At 63.9% G+C, this 25,816-nt stretch carries 23 protein-coding genes, 1 pseudogene and 1 riboswitch; of the genes and pseudogenes, 10 read left to right on the top strand and 14 right to left on the bottom strand.

Features of this window, described 5'->3' with window-relative positions:
• Nucleotides 1-36: 36 nt before the first annotated feature.
• Nucleotides 37-732 carry a uracil-DNA glycosylase gene (gene ung / locus K6301_RS12400; RefSeq protein WP_247217312.1) on the top strand — a complete coding sequence of 232 codons (696 nt, stop codon included), beginning with the start codon at nucleotides 37-39 and terminating at the stop codon, nucleotides 730-732.
• A 14-nt stretch (nucleotides 733-746) separates the two neighbouring features.
• On the opposite strand, the gene K6301_RS12395 is transcribed toward ung, so the two are convergent.
• The 6 genes from K6301_RS12395 to K6301_RS12370 all read right to left on the bottom strand — a co-directional run bounded on the left by K6301_RS12395 (nucleotide 747) and on the right by K6301_RS12370 (nucleotide 6,546).
• On the bottom strand, nucleotides 747-1,697 hold the full coding sequence (locus K6301_RS12395) for a nucleoside hydrolase (protein ID WP_247217310.1): 951 nt from the start codon (nucleotides 1,695-1,697) through the stop codon (nucleotides 747-749).
• A gap of 38 nt (nucleotides 1,698-1,735) precedes the next feature.
• Nucleotides 1,736-2,971: an NAD(P)/FAD-dependent oxidoreductase gene (locus tag K6301_RS12390; protein ID WP_247217308.1), complete on the bottom strand. Its 1,236-nt coding sequence runs from the start codon at nucleotides 2,969-2,971 to the stop codon at nucleotides 1,736-1,738.
• Between the two features lie 110 nt (nucleotides 2,972-3,081).
• Entirely contained in the window at nucleotides 3,082-3,924 is an 843-nt protein-coding gene (locus K6301_RS12385) for a metal ABC transporter permease (protein ID WP_247217306.1), read from the bottom strand.
• Entirely contained in the window at nucleotides 3,921-4,793 is an 873-nt protein-coding gene (locus K6301_RS12380; protein ID WP_281505869.1) for a metal ABC transporter permease, read from the bottom strand. Before K6301_RS12380 ends, K6301_RS12385 begins: the two co-directional genes overlap by 4 nt.
• Nucleotides 4,790-5,659: a manganese/iron ABC transporter ATP-binding protein gene (locus K6301_RS12375; RefSeq protein ID WP_281505868.1), complete on the bottom strand. Its 870-nt coding sequence runs from the start codon at nucleotides 5,657-5,659 to the stop codon at nucleotides 4,790-4,792. The genes K6301_RS12380 and K6301_RS12375 overlap by 4 nt, the downstream gene beginning before the upstream one ends.
• Nucleotides 5,656-6,546 (bottom strand): metal ABC transporter substrate-binding protein, encoded by an 891-nt coding sequence (locus tag K6301_RS12370; RefSeq protein WP_247217304.1) that lies wholly within the window; start codon nucleotides 6,544-6,546, stop codon nucleotides 5,656-5,658. The genes K6301_RS12375 and K6301_RS12370 overlap by 4 nt, the downstream gene beginning before the upstream one ends.
• A gap of 211 nt (nucleotides 6,547-6,757) precedes the next feature.
• On the opposite strand from K6301_RS12370, the gene K6301_RS12365 reads away from it, so the two are divergent.
• The 3 genes and pseudogenes from K6301_RS12365 to K6301_RS12355 all read left to right on the top strand — a co-directional run bounded on the left by K6301_RS12365 (nucleotide 6,758) and on the right by K6301_RS12355 (nucleotide 10,401).
• Nucleotides 6,758-7,462, top strand: coding sequence for a hypothetical protein (locus K6301_RS12365; RefSeq protein WP_247217302.1), 705 nt, complete (start codon nucleotides 6,758-6,760; stop codon nucleotides 7,460-7,462).
• Between the two features lie 137 nt (nucleotides 7,463-7,599).
• The gene (glyS, locus tag K6301_RS12360) at nucleotides 7,600-9,894 is read left to right on the top strand and encodes a glycine--tRNA ligase subunit beta (protein ID WP_247217300.1); all 2,295 of its coding nucleotides are present in this window, start codon (nucleotides 7,600-7,602) and stop codon (nucleotides 9,892-9,894) included.
• A 12-nt stretch (nucleotides 9,895-9,906) separates the two neighbouring features.
• Nucleotides 9,907-10,401: pseudogene (locus tag K6301_RS12355) on the top strand (2-thiouracil desulfurase family protein).
• Between the two features lie 100 nt (nucleotides 10,402-10,501).
• Here the strand turns inward: K6301_RS12355 and K6301_RS12350 are convergent.
• The 3 genes from K6301_RS12350 to K6301_RS12340 all read right to left on the bottom strand — a co-directional run bounded on the left by K6301_RS12350 (nucleotide 10,502) and on the right by K6301_RS12340 (nucleotide 12,663).
• Complete coding sequence (locus K6301_RS12350; protein ID WP_247217298.1) at nucleotides 10,502-10,972, bottom strand: plant virulence effector HPE1-like domain-containing protein; 471 nt, start codon at nucleotides 10,970-10,972, stop codon at nucleotides 10,502-10,504.
• 105 nt (nucleotides 10,973-11,077) lie between these two features.
• The gene (gene purD / locus K6301_RS12345; RefSeq protein WP_247217296.1) at nucleotides 11,078-12,349 is read right to left on the bottom strand and encodes a phosphoribosylamine--glycine ligase; all 1,272 of its coding nucleotides are present in this window, start codon (nucleotides 12,347-12,349) and stop codon (nucleotides 11,078-11,080) included.
• 59 nt (nucleotides 12,350-12,408) lie between these two features.
• A complete protein-coding gene (locus K6301_RS12340) occupies nucleotides 12,409-12,663 on the bottom strand; it encodes a hypothetical protein (RefSeq protein WP_247217294.1) in 255 nt (84 codons plus the stop codon).
• Nucleotides 12,664-12,855: 192 nt separating this feature from the next.
• Between K6301_RS12340 and K6301_RS12335 the strand changes: the two genes are divergently transcribed.
• Nucleotides 12,856-13,635, top strand: a complete 780-nt coding sequence (locus tag K6301_RS12335; RefSeq protein ID WP_247220595.1) for a MipA/OmpV family protein — start codon at nucleotides 12,856-12,858, stop codon at nucleotides 13,633-13,635.
• 82 nt (nucleotides 13,636-13,717) lie between these two features.
• The gene (gene ubiA / locus K6301_RS12330; RefSeq protein ID WP_247217292.1) at nucleotides 13,718-14,671 is read left to right on the top strand and encodes a 4-hydroxybenzoate octaprenyltransferase; all 954 of its coding nucleotides are present in this window, start codon (nucleotides 13,718-13,720) and stop codon (nucleotides 14,669-14,671) included.
• Nucleotides 14,672-14,674: 3 nt separating this feature from the next.
• Here the strand turns inward: ubiA and K6301_RS12325 are convergent, their stop codons facing one another.
• Complete coding sequence (locus K6301_RS12325) at nucleotides 14,675-14,836, bottom strand: hypothetical protein (RefSeq protein WP_247217290.1); 162 nt, start codon at nucleotides 14,834-14,836, stop codon at nucleotides 14,675-14,677.
• 151 nt (nucleotides 14,837-14,987) lie between these two features.
• Complete coding sequence (locus K6301_RS12320) at nucleotides 14,988-15,551, bottom strand: DUF6101 family protein (protein ID WP_134646067.1); 564 nt, start codon at nucleotides 15,549-15,551, stop codon at nucleotides 14,988-14,990.
• Between the two features lie 174 nt (nucleotides 15,552-15,725).
• Between K6301_RS12320 and K6301_RS12315 the strand changes: the two genes are divergently transcribed.
• Complete coding sequence (locus K6301_RS12315; RefSeq protein WP_247217287.1) at nucleotides 15,726-18,419, top strand: DUF1217 domain-containing protein; 2,694 nt, start codon at nucleotides 15,726-15,728, stop codon at nucleotides 18,417-18,419.
• 2 nt (nucleotides 18,420-18,421) lie between these two features.
• On the opposite strand, the gene K6301_RS12310 is transcribed toward K6301_RS12315, so the two are convergent.
• Together K6301_RS12310 and K6301_RS12305 are read right to left on the bottom strand one after the other, a co-directional pair.
• Nucleotides 18,422-19,852: an FAD-binding oxidoreductase gene (locus K6301_RS12310; RefSeq protein ID WP_247217286.1), complete on the bottom strand. Its 1,431-nt coding sequence runs from the start codon at nucleotides 19,850-19,852 to the stop codon at nucleotides 18,422-18,424.
• A gap of 72 nt (nucleotides 19,853-19,924) precedes the next feature.
• The gene (locus K6301_RS12305) at nucleotides 19,925-20,899 is read right to left on the bottom strand and encodes an L-threonylcarbamoyladenylate synthase (protein ID WP_247217284.1); all 975 of its coding nucleotides are present in this window, start codon (nucleotides 20,897-20,899) and stop codon (nucleotides 19,925-19,927) included.
• A 157-nt stretch (nucleotides 20,900-21,056) separates the two neighbouring features.
• Here K6301_RS12305 and K6301_RS12300 point away from each other — a divergent pair, with 157 nt between their 5' ends.
• Nucleotides 21,057-22,121: a diguanylate cyclase domain-containing protein gene (locus K6301_RS12300; protein ID WP_247217282.1), complete on the top strand. Its 1,065-nt coding sequence runs from the start codon at nucleotides 21,057-21,059 to the stop codon at nucleotides 22,119-22,121.
• A 24-nt stretch (nucleotides 22,122-22,145) separates the two neighbouring features.
• Here K6301_RS12300 and K6301_RS12295 read toward each other — a convergent pair whose 3' ends face one another.
• Nucleotides 22,146-22,760, bottom strand: a complete 615-nt coding sequence (locus K6301_RS12295) for a DUF6656 family protein (RefSeq protein ID WP_247217281.1) — start codon at nucleotides 22,758-22,760, stop codon at nucleotides 22,146-22,148.
• Between the two features lie 295 nt (nucleotides 22,761-23,055).
• Nucleotides 23,056-23,309, top strand: a riboswitch (cobalamin riboswitch).
• Nucleotides 23,310-23,416: 107 nt separating this feature from the next.
• Here K6301_RS12295 and K6301_RS12290 point away from each other — a divergent pair.
• The gene (locus tag K6301_RS12290) at nucleotides 23,417-24,661 is read left to right on the top strand and encodes an aromatic ring-hydroxylating oxygenase subunit alpha (RefSeq protein WP_247217280.1); all 1,245 of its coding nucleotides are present in this window, start codon (nucleotides 23,417-23,419) and stop codon (nucleotides 24,659-24,661) included.
• 1 nt (nucleotide 24,662) lies between these two features.
• On the top strand, nucleotides 24,663-25,766 hold the full coding sequence (locus K6301_RS12285) for an FAD-binding oxidoreductase (RefSeq protein ID WP_247217279.1): 1,104 nt from the start codon (nucleotides 24,663-24,665) through the stop codon (nucleotides 25,764-25,766).
• Nucleotides 25,767-25,816 lie beyond the last annotated feature (50 nt).

Raw genomic sequence — 25,816 nt, 5'->3', positions numbered from 1 at the left:
AACTCCCGGTCTCGAAATGTGTGACGGGAGCAGGATATGGCGGCTGGCGACGTGAAGATCGGCGAGAGCTGGAAGGCGCCGCTGGCGGCGGAATTCTCCAGCCCGTACATGGCGGAGCTGAAAGCCTTCCTGCTGGAACAGAAGCAGGAGGGCAAGCGGATCTTTCCGAAGGGCGCGGAATATTTCCGGGCGCTCGATCTGACGCCGCTCGACGAGGTGCGCGTCGTCATCCTCGGCCAGGATCCCTATCATGGCGAAGGACAGGCCATGGGACTGTCCTTTTCGGTGCAGCCGGGCGTGCGCATTCCGCCCTCGCTCGTCAATATCTACAAGGAATTGCAGGATGATCTCGGCATCCCTCCGGCGCGTCACGGCTCTCTGGAGCATTGGGCGCGACAGGGCGTGCTGCTCTTGAACAGCGTGCTGACCGTGGAGATGGGCCGCGCGGCCTCACATCAGGGCAAAGGCTGGGAACGGTTTACGGATGCGGTGATCCGGGTTGTGAACGAGCAGGAAAAGCCCGTCGTCTTCATTCTCTGGGGCTCCTACGCCCAGAAGAAGGCGGCCTTCGTCGATAGCCGCCGTCATCTGGTGCTGCGCTCGCCGCATCCTTCGCCGCTCTCGGCGCATAACGGCTTCTTCGGCACCAAGCCGTTCTCCAAGGCGAATGCCTTTCTCGAAAAACATGGCCGCAAGCCGATCGACTGGCAACTGCCGGCGATGCCTCAGTAGCGCGCCGGCTGTTTCTAACGCACCAGTGTCTCGTCCAGCAGGGCCATAACCTTTTCCGCGTCGATGCCGATGCAGGCGTGCTGGCTTGGCGGGCCGTCCCAATCGCCTGGCGGGAAAGCGCGGCCGTCCGGCTTCTGGATGGTCTGGCCGTCCGCAATGCCGCCGGTCACCACGCGGATCGCGCCGCTGCGGGTGGTGAAGAGTTCCGGGGCGACGAGGTAGACGCAAGCGCAGCTGTCATGCACCACCATGCCCTCGTCCTTCACATGCCGGCCGTAGAAATCGATATAGAACTGCGAGATATCCGAGAGCAGCTTGAGGTGCCTGCCGTTGGCTGCGGTGAGTTCAGCCAGGCGCTTGCGCGTCATCACGGTCTTCATCGTGACGTCGAGACCGACGACGACCACGTTCCAGGATGCGCCCATCACCACGTCGGCCGCTTCCGGGTCACCATGGATGTTGGCCTCGGCGGCGGGCGTGATGTTGCCCGGCACGTCGAAGGCGCCGCCCATGATGATGACCTGCTTCACGAGCTTTGCGATGTCAGGGTCTTGCCTCAGCGCATCGGCAAGGTTCGACATGCGGCCGACGGCGATCAGCGTGACTTCGCCCGGATTGGCGCGAACGGTGTCGATGATGAAGCGATGGGCGGGACGCGGATCGACGGGAAGATCGATCGTCTTGGGCACGCCGATATTGCCCAATCCGTCATGGCCGTGGATCATCACCGGCCAGTCGGCCGTGTTGCGTGCGGGATCGTAGGTCTGGCCGTTGCCCTTGGCGACGGGGGCGCGGATGCCCCATTCGCGCTTGAGAAACAGCGCGTTGCGCGTGGTCGTCTCGATAGAGGCATTGCCGAAGACGGTGGTGATGCCGATCAGGTCGATTTCGGGGTGGTTGTGCAGGAACAGCAGCGCCATGGCGTCATCGACGCCAGGGTCCGTGTCGAAAATTACCTTATGCATATGGTTCTCTGTCTTGTTGTTCTTATGAGAGCTGCCGCTTACTGGAAGCGGGTGATGGAGAAGGGGGCAAGCGCATCGTCGCGTTCGCCGGCCAGCAGCCGGGCGACGTGGCGTCCGGTCGTGGCGGAAAGCGTAAGGCCGAGATGGCCGTGGCCGAAGGCGAAGGCAATGCGCGGGTCGCGCGGGTGCAGGCCGATCACCGGCAACGAATCCGGTGTGGAGGGCCGCCGCCCCATCCATTCCGTGCCGCCTTCTTCCTGAAGATCGGGCACGTAGCGGCGCATCTTCCTGCGCATGGCAGCGGCGCGCTTGTAGTTTGCAGGCGCTTCCGGCGATGCGAGCTCGACGGCGCCGCCGATGCGCAGCGCGTTCTCGAAGGGTGTGGCGACAAAGCCGTGTTCGGAGAAGAACACGGGCATTTCGAGCGTCGTCGACGGGTTCATGAAGGTCGTGTTGTAGCCGCGCTCCGTTTCCAGAAGCACCTTCAGGCCGAGATCGGCCACGAAGCGGCGCGACCAGACGCCGGCGGTGATCACCAGCTTGTCGAAGGTGAACTCCCGCCCGCCCTCGGTCCTGACGGTCACGCCGTCTGCGGCCTGCGCCACGGACGCGATCGTCGCGTCCAGCAACGTGGCGCGCTCGCGCAGCACCGCCTGCAAGCGGCGAAGGAAGGTCAGCGGATAATCGAAGGTGCGGTAGCCATCGTTGAAGATGGCACCGGCGAAGTTGCCTTGCAGGGCCGGCACACGGCGGCGTGCCTCGCCCGGATCGAGTTTCTCGACATTGCAGCCGATCAGCCGGGCATTGTCGGCCTCGTGGGCGAACGCCTTGTCGCGCGCGGCAACGCTGTCGAAGACGGTGAGCGCGCCGGTGTCGCGCATATGGCCGGAAATACCGGCGAGATGGCCGAGTTGCACATGGTCGGCCTCGGCCGTCTTCATGAGATGCAGCAGGGCGGTGCGGCTGGCGGCGACCTTGCCGGCGCGGGCGCAGAGCAGCAACCGGATGAGCCACGGGGCAAGTGCCGGCAGGTCCTGCCATCGCAGGGTGAGCGGGCCGAGCGGATCGAGCAGCCATTTAGGAACGGAGAGCAACATGTCCGGACGGGCGATCGGGTCGATTTCCGGCACCGCCAGGATGCCGGCATTGCCGACGGAGGCGGGAAGGCCGCCGGCGTCGCGCTCCAGAACGGTGACGCTGTGGCCTTGCTCAAGCAGATGAAGGGCTGTGGCGCAGCCGATGATGCCGCCGCCGACGATTCCGATATGCGCCATGCCGTCCCGTCTGTGTCGATTTCCACGCTGGCGGCCGAAGCATGCCGGCCGTTTGCGCGGGACGATAAACGCAAACGGCATGGCTGTCGACAGCGCGCAAAGCGCCTCGATCAGACCTGTTCGGCCGGCCTGCGGTTACGGGCGATCTGCCGCAGGAAGGCGAGAACGAAGAGGATGGACATCAGAAGCACGATGGTCGGTGCCGGTGCGCTGTCGATCATGAAGCTCAGCCATATTCCGCAGAACGAGGACCCGACGGCGACGAGCACGGCGACGGCCAGCATGGCCGGGAAGCGGCGCGTCAGGAGCGCGGCGATGGCTCCCGGCGCAACCAGCATGGCGATGGCGATGATGATGCCGACAGCTTTCAGCGCGCCGACGACGACGAGCGACAGCACGGCCAGCAGCCCGTAATGCAGCAGCCTGACCGGCAGCCCGATGGCCGATGCGTGCTGCCGGTCGAAGGCGTGGACCAGCAGATCCTTGCGGAAGGCGAGAATGAAGCCCGTGGAGGCCGCTGCGATGACGGCGGTTTCCAGAAGATCGGAAGCGCCGATGCCCAGCATGTCGCCGAACAGGATGTGGTCGAGGTGGATGTCGGGCTGGATCTTCACATAGAGCACCAGGCCGAGCGCGAACATGCCGGAAAAGACGATACCGAGAACCGTATCCTCCTTCACGCGGCTGTTGTCCTTGAGGTAGCCGGCCGCCAGCGCACAGAACAGGCCCGCGACGAAGGCGCCGGCCGCGAAGGGCAGGCCAAGCACATAGGCACCAACGACGCCGGGCAGCACGGCATGGGAGACGGCATCGCCCATCAGCGACCAGCCCTTCAGGACGAGGTAGCAGGATAGCAGCGCCATCGGCACGGCGATCATCAGCGTCACCAGAAAGGCATTCTGCATGAAGCCGAGCTGGAAGGGCAGGAGCGCGAGTTCAAGCGTTTCGCTCATGACGGAAGGCTTTCGGTGGTTTCAAGCGCCAGCCGGCTTTTGTGGCGGGCGGCGAGCAATCCGTGTTTCGGCGCGAACAGGAAGGCGAGAAGGAAGATCGCTGTCTGAAGCACGACGATGATGCCCCCGGTTGCGCCATCCAGGAAATAGGAAAGATAGGCGCCAACGAAGCTCGTTCCCGCCCCGAGCGCGGCGGCGATCACGATGAGACGCTGGAAGCGGTCCGTCAGGAGATAGGCGGTTGCGCCCGGTGTCACCACCATGGCGACGACGAGGAAGGCGCCGACGGTCTGCATGGCGGCGACCGTGGAGGCGCTGAGCAGCGTGAAGAACAGGATCTTCAGGCCCGTCGGGTTGATGCCGATGGAGCGGGCATGGCTCTCGTCGAAGAAGGCGACCATCAGGTCCTTCCACTTGAGGAGGAGGATGACCAGGGTGACGAAGCCGATGATGGCGAGCTGGATCGTGTCCTCGCGGGTGATGGCGAGGATGTTACCGAGCACGATGGTCTGGATGTTCACCGGCGTGGGCGAGAGCGATACCATGAACAGGCCGAGGCCGAAGAAGGAGGAGAAGATCATGCCGATGATGGCATCTTCCTTCAGCCGCGTCTGGCGGTTCAGGAACAGCATGGCCGCGGCGGCGAGCCCACCGGAAAGGAACGCGCCCACCGCGAAGGGCAGGCCGAGCATATAGGCGCCTGCCACGCCCGGCACGATGGAGTGCGAAAGCGCGTCGCCGATCAGCGACCAGCCCTTCAGCATCAGATAGGCCGAAAGAAAGCCGCAGATGCAGCCCACCAGCGCGCTCACCCACATGGCATTGACCATGTAGCCATAGGTGAAGGGCTCGAGGAGCAGGTCGGTCACGGCGCCTTCTCCTGCTCGCGCTCGCTGTAGATGACGAACGGGCGCTCATCGTCGGTGATGACCTTGACCGAACGCTTGTCCTCGTCGTCGTGCAGGTCCTGGCCACCGAGAATGAAGTGGCGCAGCACGCCGCCGAAGGCCTTTTCGAGATTGGCCTCGGTAAAGGCCTCGGCGGTCGGGCCGGAGGCGATGACTGTGCCCTTGACGAAGACGGTCCGATCGCAGAAATCCGGCACGCTGCCCAGATTGTGCGTGGAAACCAGCATGACGCGGCCTTCGTCGCGCAGCTTGCCGAGCAGCTCGATGATCTGCTCCTCGGTGGTGACGTCGACACCGGTGAACGGTTCGTCGAGCAGGATCACCTGACCTTCCTGCGCAAGCGCCCGCGCGAGGAAGACGCGCTTTCTCTGTCCGCCCGAGAGCTCGCCGATCTGGCGCTTGCGATAGGCGCTCATGTTGACGCGCGAAAGCGCCTCGTCGACCATCTCATGATCGCGCTTGGAGGGGATGCGCAGCCAGTTCATGTGGCCGTAGCGCCCCATCATCACCACGTCCTCGACCAGCACGGGAAAGGTCCAGTCGACCTCCTCGGCCTGCGGCACATAGGCGACGAGGTTCTTCTTCAAGGCTTCCTGTACGGAAAGGCCGAGGATCGTCACATTCCCGACGGCGATGGGCACGAAGCCCATGATCGCCTTAAAGAGCGTCGACTTGCCGGCGCCGTTGACGCCGACAAGGGCGGTGATGGTGCCTTTCGGCACGGAGAAGCTCGCCTGCCGAAGGGCGGTGTGCCCGTTGCGATAGGTGACCGTCACATTGTCGGCGACGATGCCGTCGACCTTCCTGGGCTTGCTTCCCATCATCATTTCGAGAGGCCTTCCACGATTGTCTCCGACGTCACGCGCAAGAGGTCGAGATAGGTCGGAACGGGACCGTCCGCTTCGCTCAGCGAGTCGACATAGAGCACGCCGCCATAGGCTGCGCCCGTTTCCGCCGCGACCTGCTTGGCCGGGTCGGCCGAGACCGTGCTTTCGCTGAAGACGACATGGATATTGTGTTCGCGCACCGCATCGATGACGGCCTTCACCTGCTTGGGCGTGCCCTGCTGGTCGGCATTGATCGGCCAGAGGAAGAGTTCCTTCAGGCCGAAATCGCGGGCGAGGTAACTGAAGGCGCCTTCGCTGGTGACGAGCCAGCGCTTTTCTTCCGGCAGCGCGCCGATCTTCGCCTTCATCTCCGCGCCGAGCGCCTTGATCTTCTCGCCATAGGCCTTGGCATTGGCGTCATAGGTCGCGGCATTCGCCGGATCGAGCGCGACCAGCGCCTTGCGGATGTTCTCGACGTAAACAAGCGCATTGTCCGGCGACATCCAGGCATGCGGGTTCGGCTTGCCCTGATAGGGGCCCTCGACGATGCTCATCGGTTCGATGCCGTCGCTCACGACGACGTTCGGCACGTCACCGAGATTGGCGAGGAATTTCTGAAACCAGAGTTCCAGGTTGAGGCCGTTCCACAGGACCAGCTTGGCGTCCTGCGCCTTGAGGATGTCGCGCGGCGTCGGCTGGTAGTTGTGGATCTCCGCACCCGGCTTGGTGATGGATTCCACGACTGCGGCATCGCCCGCCACGTTGGCAGCGATATCGGCGATGATCGTGAACGTCGTCACGACCTTCGGCTTTTCCTGGGCGAAGGCGGGCGCTGCGGCGAGAAGGGGCAGGCTGAGGATGAGGGCATTGAACGAACGGCGGAACATGAATGGTCCTGAACTGCTTTTGCGAATGAGTTGCATTAAACTATAGGGCGCTTTCGGCCGCTGTCAACGCTATTGCAAATCATTCGCAACTATGTGCCGAAATGAACCCGTCCCCCTTAAAACTTCCGAAACGCCCTGCTTGTAGAGTGCGCTCAGTTCGCGCGCTCTCGGCGCGTCCGTTGTTCTGCGTTCCAAGAGAAGTCCGTCGCCCGTGAAGCTGCTCCCGATCTCGTTCCGCTTGTCCCGGAAGCTTCTGATCATCGTTGCCGGTGTAACGGTGCTGACCGGTGCGTCCGGTGCGGCCGCGATCTTCGTCGGGCGCGACGTTCTGCTCGGCCCCTCGACGGAAACGGTATCGGGGGCCGCCTGCACGACGGTCACCACCGTGCGGCTTGATCGCGACGGGCAGCAGTGGCTGCGCAAATATGTGCGCTCCGACGCCAAGGACGGCGAGGTTCGCGTCAAGACGGCGCTACGTGTCGCCGGTGCGGTTTCCAATGCGGAGGAAGCCGATCTCTACCAGGTGATCATGCTTGATGCCGCCGGTCCGGTCTATCGCGCCGACATGCGCGGCCGTGCCATCGGCGCCGAAGTGCTTTTCGCGCGTGACCCCTCGGCCATTCCCGGCATGAGTGCGCCCTTCGTCGCCCGCTATACGGATGGAAAGCCGGCGGGCAACGGTGAATTCTACGGCGAACGCAAGGAGCTTTCGCTGGACGAGATCAAGACCATCGTCACCGCCATGACGGATCGGGAAGACTGTGTCGATCCCAATGCGGTGGCCGAGGCCGGCAAGTCCGGCGGGCATGGCGAGGCAAAGCCCGAGGAGGGCGGCCACGAGGCGCCGACCGATGGCCACGCCTCCTCCGACACGGCCGAGGAAGGCTCGCACGAGGTTGCCGCGAGCGGTCACTGAGGGCGGTTCCATCCGCGGCACGGCAACTTTGCCGTTGTACAGCACCGCCCAACTTTGCTAGCAGAAGCACACGATTTTGACCCCGTACCGGCCGGTGTGCCGACCTTCTCCTGGCGGAGAGGGTGAGGAAAGTTGACATGCCCGATCTTCTGCTTGAACTCCGCTCCGAGGAAATTCCTGCCCGCATGCAGCGCAAGGCGGCAGGCGACCTGAAGAAGCTGGTCACCGATGCGCTTGTCGAGGCGGGCCTGACCTATGAAGGTGCACGCGAATACTGGACCCCGCGTCGCCTGACACTGGATATCCGCGGCCTCAACGCCCGCTCCAGCGACGTGCGCGAGGATATCAAGGGCCCCGCGACATCCGCGCCGGAGCAGGCGATCCAGGGCTTTCTCCGAAAGGCCGGACTTGCCTCGATTGCCGAGGCCCATGTGCACAGCGATCCGAAGAAGGGCGACTTCTACGTCGCCCACGTCGTCAAGCCGGGCCGCGCGGCCGATGAGATCATCGCCGAGGTGATGCCCGGCATCATCAGGAATTTTCCCTGGCCGAAGCCGATGCGCTCCGGCGCGGAATCGGCCAGGCCCGGCTCGCTGCAATGGGTGCGCCCGCTGCAATCCATCGTCTGCACCTTCGGTTCGGAAACCGAGGAAACCCGCGTCGTGCCGTTCGAGGTCGGCGGCATCGTCGCGGGCAATGTCACCTATGGCCACCGTTTCCACGCGCCCGAGCCCATCACCGTGCGCCGCTTCGAGGATTATGCCGCCAGTCTCGAAAAGGCCAAGGTCGTGCTCGATGCCGAACGCCGCAAGCAGATCATCGCGACCGACGCCAACAACATCGCCTTCGCCAACGGCCTTGAACTGGTCGAGGACGAGGGGCTTCTGGAAGAGGTGTCGGGTCTCGTCGAATGGCCGCAGGTGCTGATGGGCACGTTCGAGGAGGATTTCCTGTCGATCCCGTCGGAAATCATCCGCCTGACGATCAAGACGAACCAGAAGTGTTTCGTGACCCGCAAGCCGGGCGCCGACACGCTCTCCAACCACTTCATCCTCGTTTCGAACATCGAGGCGAAGGATGGCGGCAAGGAGATCGTGCACGGCAACGGCAAGGTCGTGCGCGCGCGGCTCTCCGATGCCAAGCATTTCTGGCTGCGCGACCAGGGCGACCTGCCGGATCTCGACACGCTGAAGGCCTCGGCCGAAAAGTTCGGTCTCGATCTTTCGAAGCCGCTCGACCAGCGCATGGCCAAGCTCGACGCCCTCAACGTGACCTTCCACGCCAAGCTGGGCACGCAGGGCGAACGCGTCGCGCGCATCCGCACGCTCGCAGCCGAACTCGCCCCGATCATCGGCGCCGATCCGGCGCTGGTCGACCGGGCCGTGGTGCTCGCCAAGGCGGACCTGCGCACCGAGGCCGTCGGCGAGTTTCCCGAACTCCAGGGCATCATGGGCCGCAAATATGCGCTCCTGCAGGGTGAGGATGCGTCGGTGGCCGAGGCCATCGAGGATCATTACAAGCCGCAGGGCCCCTCCGATCGCGTGCCCTCGGGCAAGGTCGGCCTCACGGTCGCGCTGGCCGACAAGCTCGATACGCTGATCGGCTTCTGGGCGATCGACGAAAAGCCGACCGGCTCGAAGGACCCCTACGCACTGCGCCGCGCTGCGCTCGGCGTGATCCGCATGGTGGTGGAAAAAGGAGTGCGACTTCCTCTTCTGCAGAGCCTCGCATCTGGATTGTTCGGGCTCGTCTATAATGGTGGCGATCGTCTTTCCGTTATTTGGCAGGCGGATGATGGCGGGACGTTTACGACGGGCGTCGACGGAGTGAGTGATCTGATGTCCGCTAAGGCTGTTGGCCTAAAGCGCGAGAAAGCCGATCCCGGTGAAACAATATCCCCAAAGCAACTGGTTGCAGATTTGCTTACCTTCTTCCACGACCGTCTGAAGGTCTACCTGCGCGACATGGGCGCGCGCCATGACCTGATCGACGCGGTCCTGACGCCTGATGCCGACGATCTCCTGATGGTGGCCCGTCGCGTGGAAGCGCTGACAGCGTTCATTACTTCCGAGGAGGGGCGCAACCTGCTCGCCGGCACCAAGCGTGCGACGCAGCTGCTGGCGGCCGAGGAGAAGAAGGGCACGGTGGTCGAAGTCGCCGTCTCGCCCGATCTCCTGAAACTGGATGACGAAAAGGCGCTTTACGCGGCGATCGAGACGGCCTCCAGGGATGCTGCGGCCGCCGTGGCTGGCGAGGATTTCCGCTCCGCCATGGCCGCGCTTTCGACGCTTCGCGCGCCGGTCGACCAGTTCTTCACCGACGTTCTCGTGAATGACGAAGACCCGGCGGTCCGTGCCAACCGGCTGGCGCTGCTGTCTTCCATTCGTGCGGCGACCGGCACGGTTGCCGATTTCTCAAAGATCGCGGGATGAGGCGGTGCGCTGATGACAGGAAAGATCCTCATCAGCGCCTGCCTCGCCGGTCTGCCGGTCCGCTACAACGGATCGGCCAAGCCGCTGCTCCATGAGGCCGTGGACCGCTGGCGTGCGGCCGGGCGGCTGGTGACGCTCTGTCCCGAACTGGCCGGCGGCTTTGCCGTTCCACGGCCGCCCGCCGAAATCGAAAACGGTCTGGATGGCGACGACGTGCTCGACTGACGGGCGCGCGTGCTGGAAATTTCCGGCGGGGATGTCTCGGCTGCCTATATCGAAGGCGCGCGTATCGCGCTCGATGTGGCGCTCGCGCATGGCTGCCGGCATGCGCTGCTCATCGACGGAAGCCCGTCCTGCGGCTCGGGCTTTGTCTATGACGGCTCGTTTTCCGGCGTCCGGCATGTGGGAAAGGGCGTGACGGCTGCGCTTTTGCGCCGCAACGGGATCGCCGTCTATTCCGACGGGCAAGTGGATGCGCTGGCGCGGGATCTCGCAGAGACCGCCTGACACGCATACGCCCCTGCTTGAGGTCAGGGGCGCAACGTCCGCTTTCGCGAATTCCCGTCAGTCTGGAGGGACCGAGAGGCAGGGTTCTTCCAATATGGGGTCATTCCACGCGAAGTTCAAATTTTGTCGGATCAAACTCCCGTGAGGTGGCGACGGCTGCGGTCGCTGTCTCGCGCGCTGCATTGGTTCCCAGCGCGCTCGTCTTGGCGCTGGTGTCGACGGTTGCGGCCGCGGCGTTCTCATCCAGCGGCTTTTCAGCCTCGGCCGCCTGGACCGTCTCGGCTGGTGCCTTGTTGACGAACAGTACGGGCGACCCGCCCATCCACGCTTCCGTCCGGAAAACCTTGCGCTCGCCGTTCTGTTCGCGGATTTCGATCTTCTGCGTGCCGGGTGCGATGGCATCGACGTGATAGGTCGAGGTCTCTGCCTTCGGCTTCAGCGCGGGGCACCCATCGCAGCGCACCGTCGAGATGCTCGAGGATGATGTGGTGGCAGGCATGGTCTCGATCGAACCAGCAAAGGCAGGCGCGGTGAGCAGAAGCAGGCCAAAGGTCGGCAGCAGGGTACGCATCAACGGGTCTCCCTCATGGTTGAGGGAAGAATAGCCGTTACCGGTTACGGTACCGTCAGGAGAGATGGTAAAATTTGAGCAAACCGGCCCGTTGCGGCCGGGGTCTCAGGCCTGTTCGCGGGCGACGGCGCGCCAGCCGATATCGCGTCGGCAGAAGCCGTTGTCCCATGTCACGGCGTCGACGGCGGCATAGGCGGCCTTTTGCGCTTCCGCCACCGTCGGCGCGACGGCGGTGACATTGAGAACGCGGCCGCCTGTCGCGACCAGGTGTCCGTCCTTCAGGGCTGTCCCGGCGTGGAACACCTTCGTCGCCGCGTCATCCGTCGGCAGCGACAGGATCGGCGTGTTCTTCTCATAGGCGCCCGGGTAACCCTTCGATGCCATGACGACGGTGAGCGCCGGCGCGTCGCGCCATTCCGCGGTGACCTTGTCGAGCCGGCCAACGGCGGATGCGTGGAGGATCGGCAGGAGGTCGCTTTCTAGGCGCATCATCAGCACCTGGCATTCGGGATCGCCGAAACGCACATTGTATTCGATGAGTTCGGGGCCCTTGGCGGTGATCATCAGGCCGGCGAAAAGCACGCCCTGGAACGCATGGCCATCTGCCGCCATGCCGCGGATCGTCGGCTCGATGATTTCCTTCATCGTGCGCTCGACCATGTCAGGCGTCATGACCGGGGCGGGCGAATAGGCGCCCATGCCGCCCGTATTGGGTCCTGTATCACCGTCACCGACGCGCTTGTGATCCTGCGCCGAGGCGAGCGGCAGGGCGTTTAAGCCGTCGCACAGGCAGAAGAAGCTCGCCTCCTCGCCGTCGAGGAAGGCTTCCACCACCACTTCGGCACCGGCCGCGCCGAAGGCGCCGTCGAAGCAATCGTCGATCGCGGCAAGTGCTTCGTCCAGCGTCATGGCGACGGTCACGCCCTTGCCGGCGGCGAGGCCATCGGCCTTGATGACGATGGGCGCACCCTGCTCGTTCACATAGGCCTTGGCGGCGGCTGCATCGGTGAAGCGCTGGTAGGCGCCCGTGGGAATGTCGTATTTCGCGCAGAGATCCTTGGTGAAGCCCTTGGAGCCTTCGAGCTGGGCGGCGGCGGCCGACGGGCCGAAAACGTCGATGCCCTTGGAGCGCAGCACGTCGGCCAATCCCGTGACCAGAGGCGCTTCCGGACCGACGATGACGAAGGACACGCCGTTATCGGCACAGAAGGCGGCAACGGCTTCGTGGTCTTCGATATCGAGTGCGACGAGCGTCGCGCATTCGGCTATGCCGGGATTGCCGGGTGCGGCATAGAGCGTGGTCAGCAGCGGCGACTGCGCCAGCTTCCAGGCAAGGGCGTGTTCGCGTCCGCCTGATCCGATCAACAGAACCTTCATGCCCGTACCCTCGATCCGTCCGTGATTAGCAGGCGGGTTAAGGGGACGGGGCGCAAAGGTCAAGGGCCTGCGGCCTCACAGGGTGGCGGCGCCCTTTTCCGCGACGGGACGGCCGAGGTTTTCCAGTTCGTGTCGATCAGGTGCACGTCATCGTACCACCCCTCATCATCCACCATAGCGCTTTCGGTGGCGGCGCGCTGAAGGGCGCGCGCCTCTCCGCGCAGCTTCTCGAGCCTTGCGATCTTCTCCTGCCGGGAAAGCCCCGTTTCACTCCGGATTTCCTGGAGCTTCGGCTCCATCGTGCTCACGGTCATCGCAAACGCCTTGTTTCAGCGCGGCAAAAACGCAAACTGAAGCGAATCGTTCCTGTAACGGGCGGGAACACGATGGTTAGCGAATCGGTAATCAAACATGGATAATTCTAGGCAATCAAAGTTCACGGCGGCCTGCTGCGGGGCCGTCGGTCAAACGAGGATTGTGTTTTGAGTATCCGTGTTACGACCGCAATGACTGCGGCTGCGCTTCTGTTCGCGCCCGTATCCGCCAGTGCCGGCGATTACTTCTGGTCCGGCGACTGGTATCTTAAGGTGGGTGCGGCGGGCTTCTCCGCTCCACGCTACGAGGGCTCCAAGAAGTACCTTTTCCAGGTCACGCCGCTGATCTCGCTCGGCAAGGCCGGCAGCACGGTTCGTTTCTCCTCGCGCAACGACAACCCGTCCTTCGCGCTCATCGACAACGGCGCCTTCCGTGCGGGTGCGACCGGCAAGCTGATCATGCCGCGCGACGAGGGCGATTCGGACGATCTGAGGGGCCTGACGCCGGTGAAGTTCGGCGGCGAACTCGGCGCGTTCGCCGAGGTCTATCCGACGGATTTCCTGCGCCTGCGCGGCGAAGTGCGTCACGGAATCCGCAGCCATCATGGTGTGGTCGCCGATATCGCGGCGGATGCCTTCGTCGACGTCGTGCCCAATGTCCGCGTTTCGGCCGGCCCGCGCATGACCATCGCGTCCAAGGACTACATGAAGACCTACTATGGCGTGAAGCCGAGCGAAGTCGCCGCGTCCGGTCTCGCGGCCTATGATCCGGGGGGCGGCATCCAGTCCGTCGGCGCGGGCGCGGCGATCACCTGGCAGGTCAACGAGAAGATCGAGACCAGCGCCTTTGCGGAGTACAAGCGCCTCGTCGGCCCGGCGGCTGATTCGAGCCTCGTCAAGCAGCGCGGTGACCGCGATCAGTTCCTGATCGGCGTCGCGGCGACCTACAAGTTCGATTTCACGCTCCGCTAAACCGCAGCACGCCGCCGCCGCAGACTCACGGTTGCGACGGCGCGACGCTTGACCGGAACGTAAGCGCTTGCGATCAAGGTGCATGATCACCACCTCGACCGATTCCGGCCGCGTCGCCGACGCACCGTCCAACAACTGGGTCTATCGCGTGCTGCCGCGCGCGCTCTGGCCCTATGCGCAGCTTGCCCGCTGGGACCGGCCGATCGGCTGGCAGCTGCTCATGTGGCCGTGTTTCTGGTCGGCTGCGCTTGCCGCCAATGTCGCGGCCGCGGCCGGGACGTTCGACTGGACGCGCTTCGTCTTCCATCTCGTGCTGTTCTTCATCGGCTCCGTGGCGATGCGGGGTGCGGGCTGCACCTACAACGACCTCGTCGACCACGATATAGATAACGCGGTGGCGCGCACCCGCTCGCGCCCGCTGCCGTCCGGTCGCGTCACGCGCCGGCAGGCGAAGGTCTTCATGCTCCTGCAAACGCTGGTCGGCCTCGTCGTGTTGCTGCAATTCAACCGCTTCGCCGTGCTGCTCGCCATCGCCTCGCTGCTGATCGTCGCAATCTATCCCTTCGCGAAGCGCTTCACGGACTGGCCGCAGTTCTTTCTCGGCATGGCGTTTTCGTGGGGTGCGCTGATGGGCTGGGCTGCCGAGTTCGGCACGCTCTCCCTTGCCGCCGGCACCCTCTATGTCGCCGCCATCGCCTGGACGGTGGGTTACGACACGATCTACGCCCATCAGGACAAGGAAGACGATGCGCTGATCGGCGTGCGCTCCACCGCGCGCCTATTCGGCGATCGGACCAAGCCGTGGCTTGTCGCCCTTTACGGCCTCACCGTCGCGCTCATCGCCGTCTCGTTCTGGCTTGCCGGCGTCGGCTTCGTCGCCTGGCTGGGGCTTGTCGTCGCGGCTTTCATGCTGGCCTGGCAGATCAGGACGCTCGACATCGACGATCCGGAGCAGTGTCTGGCGCTCTTCAAGTTCAACGGCGTCGTCGGTCTCAGCATCTTCCTCGCGCTGGCCGTCGCCATTCCCTTCGCCTGATCCTTAAACCCGGCGCGCGCCTTCCTGCGGGCGAAGGCCCGTGCGGCGGAGCGTTGCAGGCTGCATGGCCAGCTCGAAGCCGCGGCGGGGCGGCCGGCCGTGCGAGACGAGGGCTGCATCCGCCTTGCGCAGATGGATGAGGAGTGTGGTGAAGAGCTTTGCCATGTGATCCGTCCCTTGCGCTCGTTCCCGGCCGGGCCGGTGTTGAACGCTATGTGGCATGGAGGGACGGAGACGGCTGTTCCTGCGGGAACAGGGGTACGCGAAAAAGCCGGCCGCAGGGAACGGCCGGCTTTTCATGGAGGTCAGCGCATGCTCAACGGCGGGCGATGATTTCCCGTCCGTCGATCTTCATCTGGACGCCGAGCTTGCCCGTCGTGCGGCGCACGAGGAAACGCGGACGGCGGTCCGCAAAGTAGGAATGGCGGCGACGCGGCTTGGCCGGGCGGCTGCCGACGGTGAGGTTCTCATCGAGGGGCCGGGCGATGCCGTCGGCCTCCACCATCAGCATGGGGATGCGGTAGGCATCCGACCAGCTGCGCCAATCGGCGGCGATATCGCAAAGATCGTGCGCCACCAGCAGCGGAATGCAGAGATCCGGATCGTCGTGGTGGAGTTCGAGGGTAACGGTCACGTCGCCGTTGCCGTGGTCGATGGCGCGGGCGGCGACGCCCTTGAAGGCGCGCGCAGGCAGCGCGATGGAAAGCGGAAGGCCGCTCGACGGCAGGACCTTGCGCAAAACGGCGCCGCGCTCGTCGAGAGTGATGGTGGCATCGGTTCCCTCGGCGCGCAGCTCGAACGATACCTGCTGCGGGAAGCGCTTGGGATCGAGCCGGAGCGTGTTGCCGGCCCATGCCGGCTTGGAAACGGTATTCAGCATGTCTTTCACCCTTGTTTTCCTTGAGAGCCGGTTTCCGGTCTTCTCATCGGGACTTTTCGTCCTCTGAGGGCGAGAATAGGCACAGCCCCTTCCGAGCCGCTTAAAAATTGCGGTTAAGAAAACTTTGCGGTTCCCGATGGTTAGCAAAACCGAACCGGCTAGGGTTTCGAACTTATGAATGCCTGGGGCGCGATGTGTGCCGCGCCGGACCGACAGGCCGGGACAAGGCTCGACAGCGACAATGACGCCGATCGGCTTGCCGATGACTGGAAGGAACGGTTCCCGATGCTGTCGACCTATACGAGCTACAACCTCATCGCGAAGGACCTGTTGAAGTCGCTAAACCGAACGGCGGCGGAGACGGTCAATGCGCGCGACGCCGCCTATTACAAGGAGAATATCGGCAAGGTTACCTCGGTCGACGCGTTCCTCGACGACCACCGGCTCTATTCCTACGCGGTCAAGGCCTATGGCCTGGATGACATGGGCTATGCCAAGGCCTTCATGCGCAAGGTGCTCGACAGCGACCTCGCCGATCCTAACAGTTTTGCCAACAAGCTGACGGACGAGCGCTACCGGAACTTCGCAAGCGCCTTCACCTTCAACACCTCCACGACGGCCACGGCCCAGACGGAGGCGCAGCTCGACGAGGTCATCGGCCTCTATACCGCGGGCGCTGCCAATGCCGGAGCGGCGATCAAGGAAGAGAGCCGGTACTACAATGCCGTGATCGATCAGATCACAAACGTCGACCAGCTTCTGAACAACGACCGCCTGCGGACCTATGTCTTCACGGCCTTCGGCATCGATCCCAACACCTATTCGCGCGAAGCCGTGCGTGGCGCGCTGTCGAGCGATCTGAGCGACACGTCCAGCTACATCAACACCCAGTTCGGTGGCAGCGTGACGGCGGCGCAGGAGGCCAGGCAGGTGGCGAGCGATGCGCTGGCGCCGCTACAGCTGCGCGAGACGCATCTTGCCCGTATCACCAAGCTCGAAACTGATATTCCGGCCTTGCAGACGCAGATCACCGATCTGGATGCCGAAATCGCGCGGCTTTCCACCAATCCGGACGGGCTTGGTGCCGCGGAGCTGCAGGCGCTCATCGACAGCAAGGAGGCGGCGAAGGCGACCCTCCAGACCCGCCGGTCGGATTACCAGGCGGAGCTGGTCGAAAAGCAGGCCGCCGCGGCCGATCTTGATGCCGTTCTGGTTCCGCGCGCGGAGGCGGCATCCCGCATCGCGTCGCTCAAGGCGGAGATCACGCGCCAGGACACGATCATTTCGAGCGCCGACAAGTACTTCATGCTCGCGGCGGCGTTCAACTTCGCAGCGGACGGGACGGCGGTGGCCGGAACGGTTCAGGATGCAAGCCAGAAGACGAGCACGCAGGAACTCTACACGCTCTCCAATCCGCGTGTGACGACGGCTGCGGCCCTGATCCATCAGGATTATTTCGAAAGCCGGATTGGCAGCATCACCACCGCGCAGGAACTCGCCGATGATGCGCGTCTTGTCTCCTATCTCAAGGTTGCCTATGGGCTCGACAAGCTGTCGGTCGGCAGCCTGACGATCCGCAACATCATCACGAGCGATCCGGATCCGGACAACCCGTCGAGCTATATCAACGCTTTCGGCGGTGCCGACAAGGCGAAATACATCGCGCTGCGGGCGGCCTTCAATTTCCAGGAAGACGGAACGCTTGCGGCAGGCGACAGCGCCCAGACGGCCACGCAGACCGCGAAAACCGCGAGCGCCTATCTCACACACTACAATGACAAGGACGAAGAGGCCGACGAACTCGCCATCAAGCGCTTCAAGGGGCAGATCGGCGCGGTGGAGACCGTGCAGGACTTCCTGGGCGAGTCCACGCTCTACAGCTTCGCGTTGAAGGCTTTCGGCATCGACCCGGCCAAAGTCTCGGCGTTCACGATCAAGAATGTGCTGAAAAGCGATCTCAACGATCCGAAAAGCTATGTGTACCAATTGAAGGACGAGCGCTTCGTCGAATTGGCGAAGGCGTTCAATTTCGGGCCTGATGGCAATGTCACGGCGCCCAAGTTGGCGCAGTCGGAAGCCGAAATTCTCGTGATGTCGCGCGCCTATCTGACGGCGAAATCCCGTTTCGGCACGGAAGACGACAAGGAGCTGGCGCAGAAGGAGGCGGAATATTACTCCGCCCAGATGCAGAAGGTGGAGACCGTCAAGGAATTCCTGTCGGACGAACGCCTCGTGGCTTTCGTGCTCACGGCAAACGGGATCGACACCCAAAGCGTCGATGCGGAGTTCATGGCGAAGATCTTCACCTCCGATCTCGATGATCCCAAGAGCTTCGTGAACCAGCAATCCAATCGCGCCTATCGCAAGATGGTGGCCTCCTTCAATTTCAATTCCGATGGCAAGGTCGCGCAGCCGGACGCCGATGCCGTGCAGTCGCGGCGCGGCATCTACGAGACCATCGACAGCCATGTCCGGCAGATGCTGGAAGAGGAAGCAGGCAGCGACAATGCCGGCGTGCGCCTCGCACTCTATTTCGAGCGCAAGGCTCCATCGGTCGGCAGCGCTTATGACATCCTTGCCGACGACGCGCTGTTTGCGGTCTTCAAGACGCTGTTCCAATTGCCTGATGAGGTCGGTAGCGCCGACATCGATGCGCAGGCCGACATGATCAAACGCCATCTCGATCTCAAGGACCTGCAGGACCCGGAAAAGGTCTCCAAGATGATCGTGAAGTTCTCGGTGCTCTACGATCTGGACAACCAGGCCACGACCGATCCGGCCCTGTCGGTGCTGACCGCGTCGGGTTCAGCCGGCATCAGCGCGGATCTCATGATGTCGCTGGCGCAGCTGCGCACCGGCGGCGCCTGACGTCAGGCCTTCAGGACCTTGCCGGGATTCATGATGCCGGCGGGGTCGAAGGCGCGCTTGACCCTGCGCATCAGGTCCATCTCGATCGGCTCGCGCACCGCGGCAAGCTCGTCGCGCTTCAATTGGCCGATACCATGCTCGGCTGAAATCGAGCCTTTGTATTTCAGCACGATGCCGTGGACGAGGTGGTTGATTTCCCGCCAACGGTCCAGGAACGCCTGCTTGTCGGCGCCGACGGGCTGGGAGATGTTGTAATGGATATTGCCGTCGCCCATGTGCCCGAAGGAGCAAATGCGCGCGCCGGGAATTGCAGCCATAACGGCGGCGTCCGCTTCCGCCATGAAGTCCGGGATGGCGGAAACCGGCACCGACACATCGTGCTTGATCGATCCGCCCTCCGGCTTTTGCGCCGGCGACATGCTTTCGCGCATGTGCCAGAGCGCCTTGCGCTGCTCCTCGCTTGCCGCGATCACCGCATCCTCGACCAGCCCTGCCTCGAAACCTTCGGACAGAAGCGCCTCCATCATGTGCGTGGCGGTCTCGGCGGCATCGGAGGTCGAGATGTCGATCAGGACATACCAGTCATGCGCGGTGGCAAGCGGGTCGCGGACGCCTGGAATGTGCCGTGTGGTGAAGTCGACGCCGAGGCGCGGCATCAGCTCGAACCCTGTAAGCGCGGTACCGCACCGGCTGGAAGCGCGTTCGAACAGCGCCAGCGTGTCCTTGACCGATTTCAGCCCGGCAAAGGCGACCTCGTGGCCGAGTGGACGGGGAAACAGCTTGAGCACGGCGCCGGTGATGACGCCGAGCGTGCCTTCAGCGCCGATGAAGAGGTCGCGCAGATCATAACCCGTATTGTCCTTCTTGAGGCGGCGCAGCCCGTTCCAGATCTCGCCCGTCGGCAGAACGACCTCGAGCCCGAGGCAGAGCTGGCGCATGCCGCCATAGGCGAGCACGGCGGTGCCGCCGGCATTGGTGGAAAGATTGCCGCCGATCTGGCAGGAGCCCTCCGAGCCGAGCGACAGCGGGAAGAGCCGGCCCACCGCCTCGGCTTGCGCCTGGATGTCGGCCAGGATGCAGCCGCCGTCGGCGACGATGACATCGCCGACCGGATCGACATCGCGAATGCGGTTGAGGCGGGAGAGCGAGAGCACGACGTCGGCAGCCCCTTCGCGCGGGACACTGCCGCCGACATGGCCGGTATTGCCCCCCTGCGGCACGATCGCCGTGCGCGTTTCCGTGGCGAGCGCCAGGATATCGGCAACCTCCTGCACGGTGCCGGGCCGCAGCACCAGCGGCGAGACACCGTGATACAGGCCGCGGCTTTCGATCAGGTAGGGGGCGATATCGCCGTCGTCGACAAGGGCTTGGGCCGGGCCGACGATCGCGGCGAACCGCGCGATGAGTTCGGGGGAAAGGGTCGCCTGGACCATGCGTCGTCGTTCCTTCCTGTGCATCTCCCGCCCACGCGCATGGCATCGGCGCCGGTAAATGCCGTCATAAATCTAGCCACGCGGCGCGGCGGCCCGTTGCAGGCGGTCGTTGATGGCCTCGCCGAGGCCGGTTTCCGGGATCGGCGAGAAGGCGATGGAGCCGGCGCCGGTCGCGTCCGCACGCTTCATATAGCCGAACAGGTTGGCGGCCGCTTCGGCCAGGTTGCCGGCCGGGCTCAGATCCAGCACGAGGGCTGCGGCATCCTCGCCGGGAAGCGGCGCGCCGCCGAAGCGAATGAGCACTTCACCCGGTTTGACGTCGCTTGCGTCAAGCCGCACGGGGGCCGCGGGTGCATAATGCGAGGCCAGCATGCCGGGGGCCTCGATGGCGGCACCCGCCTTTTCGTTCCGCTGGACGCGCCGGCCGGTCACGCGTTCGATCTCGCTGACGTCGAGGCCGCCCGGCCGCAACAGACGGATCGTGTCGCCCTCGACCTTAAGAATTGTGGATTCGAGCCCGACGGCTGCCGGACCGCCGTCGAGAACCAGCTCCAGCCTGTCCCCGAAGTCATCGGCGACGTGGCGGGCCGTCGTGGGGCTGATCCTGCCCGACGTGTTGGCGCTGGGCGCCGCCAGCGGGCGGCCGAAGGCGGTGAGCAGACGGCTTGCAAAGCCCGCCGGCACGCGGATGCCAACCGTATCCAGGCCGGCACGCGCCAGCGGATGGATGGCGCTTTCGGGACGGATCGGCACAATGAGCGTCAGCGGTCCCGGCCAGAAGGCTTGCGCCAGCGCCCGCGACATTGGATCGAAGACCGCATGTTGCTCCGCCATCGCGAGATCGGCCATGTGGCAGATCAGAGGGTTGAAGCGCGGCCTGCCCTTCATTTCATAGATGCGGGTGATCGCCAGCGGGTCGGTGGCGTCGGCTGCCAGGCCGTAGACCGTTTCGGTGGGAATGGCGACGGGCACGCCGCGGGACAGGGCCTCGCAGGCTCGCTCCAGGGCTGCCGTCGCATCCGTCCTCGTGTCCACGATATCAGCCATTTCGCGCTTCCGTTTCGTCGGCTTCCTTTACAGGGCTTTGGCAGCGGATGCCAAGAGGCCAGCCCATTGCCTAAAATTGCAACGACCTGATTAGACTGGCCGTAAGGGCGCGCTGATATGCCTGATGGTAACAGGTTGTGCCCACAGGTTCCGGTTGATGACACACAAGAAATCCTCCACGATCGATGTCGCGCTGCGCGTTGCGACGGCCATGAAGCAGATGGGCATCGAGGGCCTGCCGCGAAACTACGAGCTGGTCTATGAGGCCTATGCGGGCAACAATCCCGATCTCGTGCGCGAGTTCATCGCGCTCGGCAAATACAAGACCCAGGCGGGGCTCGACGAACTCGGGCGCAAATACCTGCCGCATCAGCATGAGGCGAGCGTGCTGCAGCGCTCGGCAGGCGCTATCACCAACGAGATGGCCAACTTCATGGACCTGCTCGGTCAGGAGCGCGCCTCGCTTTCCGACTATGGCCGCCTGATCGGCGAAGCGTCGCAGGTGATCCGCAATGCCAGCGGCATGGGCGAAGGCGCGCTCGGCAGTTCGCTCGAGGCCCTTCAGCGGGCAACAGAGCTGCGTGTCACGCATACGGCTGAAATGGCGAAGAAGGTCGCGGCGCAATCGGTCGTCATGGACGGCATCCAGAAGGAGATGGCGGAATTCGAGGCGATGAAGTTCATCGATCCGCCGACGAAACTCGGCAATCGCCGGGCCTTCAACAAAGCGCTTGCCAGCGTCTATGCCAATCCCGAACTGCCCATGCTGTGCGGCGTCGCCATCGCCGAGGTCGATGCGGGACGGCGCTTTTCTCCCGCGCAGATCGAAGCGCTTTCGGATCACCTTGTGACGTTCTATGGCGGGCTCATTCGCCAGGTGTTCCCCGGTGAAGACCTCGCGGTGCGTTTCGATGGCCTGCGCTTCGGGTTCTTGTTCCACACAGGGGACGAAGCGGAGATGCTGCGGCTCATCGATCAGTTGCGCAATACGTTCGAGACGGTGGCGTTGCGCGATCCGCGCACGGGCCGCAATCTCGGCCATCTCACCCTGTCAGCCGGTGTCTGCATGGCCGACCGGGCCGATAGCGCGCTGGCTCTGTCATCGGCCTGCGAGCAGGCATTGGCGGAGGCGCGGGCTGGCGGCGGTGACAGGGTCGTCGTGCACGGACCGGGCGAATCCGCCGCTTCCGGTCGCGACTGGATGATCTACCGGGCGTCCTGAGCCACCGGGCGCTGCCGGTTACGGCTACATCGCCCGGATGATCTTGCGCAGCGCCTCGTTGCCTGCGCTAAGCATGAGAACGTTCTTCATCGCCAGCTTCGGGTCATCGGTGCGGAACAGCACGCCGTTTCCGCGTATCTTGTTGTCGATCCTGAGCCGTCCGGCTTCTTCCGCAGGCGTGATCGCGACGGCGAAGTACATGCGGCCCGGCTTGCGGGAGATGCTATCGAAGAACTGCTCCCCGTGGTCGCTGTCGGCGCCGATCTCGGCCTGGAAATTGGCCATGTAGAAGGCCCATTGAACATTCTCGAATTCGGCAAAGCGGGACTTGGCGACGGTGATATGGCAGTAGCCGAGATGCGGCGTGCCGGCGAGCGTGCGGTGAAAGATGAGGCGGGGAAACTGGATGGACTGGTGGAAGCGGTTGATACGGCCGTGCGTGATGCTGCCGGCCCGTTCCAGCTTGCGGCCGGTACGCTCGGCGACTTCTTCGTAGCTGAGATAACGTTTTTCGGTAGCGCTCCAGGTCGGCGTGCGATCGATCCGCCCCGTGCGCAGGAATTCGGTATGCGCGGACCGGGGCGGGTTCGCGCGCTTGAAGGCGACAGCGTCGTAGTATCGGAAACCTGTCTGCTGCACCCGTCGCACCCCATCGTCGTGCCTTTATCGACGAAAGAGTATGGAAACGTCGTTAAGCTTTCCTTTCCGACAGGGTGCCTTTTCCAGGTGCATCCTTTATGGTCGCAATATGACAACCTGCCGTCACGCGGCCGCCTGCTGCCAAAACTATACGCATTGCGCCGCAAAATTAGGCGCATCACATTGAAACCTTTAACTTAATGAGAGCAATGCAGGTAGGGCCCATGCAAAGGGGGCTGTCGTCAAAACATGATGGCATGTCGTTTTCCGGCGTGCCGCCCGGTCTTTCTTGCGGTTAGATAAGAACACTCAAGGTGCCCGCCTCCAAGGGAGGGGTGGAGAATTGGGAAGCCGGTTTAAATCCGGCGCTGCCCCCGCAACGGTGTTGGAGCAAGGTGCAGCAGGAAGCCACTGGACGGGAGGTCCGGGAAGGCGCTGCACCAGGTCCGGAAGGCATGGTCCCAGGCGAGCCGCGAGGCTTTCTGTGCGGATCATGACCGGCCAAGGACACTCCTCAGCCCGGAAACCAGCCTGGAGTAACGATCGTGACTGGCTGCGGCGGGCGGCCGGGAAGCGTGCAGACCGTGCGGCTTGCCGCCCGGATGCCGTCTCCTCAGCGCGCCTCGGCAAATTATTGGATATTCTGAGGATCCGGCATGGACATTCACAGCGACGTGCTCCGCAAGCTCAAGAACCGGCGCGAAGGCCACAGCCTCGAGCAGGCTTTCTACATCGACCCCGACTATTACAAGCTCGATCTTGAGACGATCTGGTACCGCGACTGGCTGTTCATCGGCCACGATTGCGAGATCCCCAAGTCCGGCAACTACTTCACGGTGCAGGTAGGCGATTATCCCGTCGTCGTCACCCGCGACCGGACCGGCACCGTTCGTGCCCTTCACAATTCCTGTCGCCATCGCGGCTCGCGCGTCTGCACGCAGAACAAGGGCTCTTCCGCCAAGCTCGTCTGTCCCTACCACCAGTGGACCTACGAACTCGACGGTTCGCTGCTCTTCGCGCGCCACATGGCTGAGGATTTCGACAAGACCCAGCACGGCCTGAAGCAGATCCACTGCCAGACGGTCGGCGGCTATATCTTCATCTGCCTTGCCGATGAGGCGCCCGATTTCGCGCCCTTCCGCAATCTCGTCGATCCCTATCTCGCCCGCCACCGCCTTGGCGAGACGAAGGTCGCCTTCGAGAGCACGATCATCGAGAAGGGCAACTGGAAGCTCGTGTGGGAAAACAACCGCGAGTGCTACCACTGCGCCGCCAACCATCCGGAGCTCTGCCGCACCTATCCCGAAGCGCCGAGCGCGACGGGCGTACAGGGCGCCAAGGATGACCCCGTCATCGCGGAGCACTGGGCGAAGTGCGAAGCCGCCGGCTTGCCGAGCGAGTTCAAGATCTCGCCGACCGGCCAGTTCCGCGCCGCGCGCATGCCGCTCATCCAGGATGCCGAGAGCTACACCATGTCCGGCGCGCGCGCCGTGCAGCGGCCGCTGTCGAGCGACGTGCTGGAAAGCCATATCGGTACGCTCCTGCTCTTCCATTACCCGACGACCTGGAACCATGTGCTGGCCGATCACGCCATCACCTTCCGCGTCCTGCCGCTCGGCCCCGAGCTGACGCAGGTCACGACGAAGTGGCTGGTCAACAAGGATGCGGTCGAGGGCGTGGATTACCGGCTCGACGAGCTCACGCATGTCTGGACTGAAACCAACGACCAGGACCGCCGGATCGTCGAGGAAAACGCCTTCGGCATTCGCTCGCCGGCCTACCAGCCCGGCCCCTACTCGCCCGAAGACGAGGGCGGCGTGATGCAGTTCGTCGAGTGGTACACCAACTTCATGGTGGAGCGGCTCGACGGCGCCAAGAAGCCGCTGTCGCGGGTCGCCTGACATGACGGTCACGAGCGATTTCCGCCATTTCGACGAACTCCAGCCGTGGAACGATCGCCAGCATATGCTGGAATGCATTGCCGTCACGGTGGAGACGGCCGATGTGATGACCTTTACCTTCCGTTCCGATCGTGACAACTGGTTCCGGTACCTGCCGGGCCAGTTCGTCACGTTGGAACTGCCGGTCTCGGAAGACGATCCGGTCATGCGGACCTATACGCTGTCTTCGACCCCTTCGCGTCCCTTCTCCGTCGCCGTGACGGTGAAGGCGCAGAAGAGTTCGATCGGCACGCGGTGGATGTTCGATCATCTGCGTCCCGGCATGAAGCTGAAGGCCTTCGGCCCGCTCGGCGATTTCTCCTTCGTACGCTATCCCGCGGAAAAGTACCTCTTCATCTCGGCCGGCTCCGGCGTGACGCCGATGATGTCGATGACGCGGTGGATGTCGGATTGCAGCCCGCAATCGGACGTCGCTTTCGTCACCTGCGCCCGCAAGCCGGAAGACCTGCTGTTCAAGGCGGAGCTCGAATGTCTCGCGGCCCAGATGCCCAACCTGTCGCTGGGCTTCGTCGTGGAAGGCCATAATCCGCGCGACGGATGGCACGGCGTGCGCGGTCGCATCGATGCTGCCCGGCTGTCGCTGCTGGCACCGGATTTCCGTGATCGCACCGTCTTCTGCTGCGGTCCGGAACCCTTCATGCGTGGCGTGCGCGACATGCTCAAGGTCTGCGGCTTCAACATGGACCGCTACCACGAGGAAAGCTTCCAGCCGGCGGCCGCGCCGGCGCCGGAGGAAATCGCGATCCGCGCGGGTGCGGGTGAACAGGAGGTCGATGCCAACGCGGTCTCGACCGTCACCTTCACCATGGCGGGCAAGGACGCGAAATGCCCGCCCGGCCAGACGATCCTCCAGACGGCGCGTTCGGCCGGGGTGCGTATCGGCGCGGCCTGCGAAGGCGGCCTGTGCGGCACCTGTCGGGTGATGAAGATTTCCGGCGAGGTCGAGATGAACCACAATGGCGGCATTCTCGATGATGAAATCGAGGAAGGCTATATCCTTGCCTGCTGCTCGCGGCCGATCGGCGACGTGTCCATCGAAGCGTAAGCCAGCGCTGCGCGATCTCGATAAAAAGCCCCGTCACCGACCGGTGACGG

Origin of the sequence: Shinella oryzae, assembly GCF_023038235.1 — a bacterium.
In the GTDB taxonomy this organism is placed as follows: domain Bacteria; phylum Pseudomonadota; class Alphaproteobacteria; order Rhizobiales; family Rhizobiaceae; genus Shinella; species Shinella sumterensis.
This window is presented reverse-complemented; position numbering and strand designations above follow the sequence as displayed.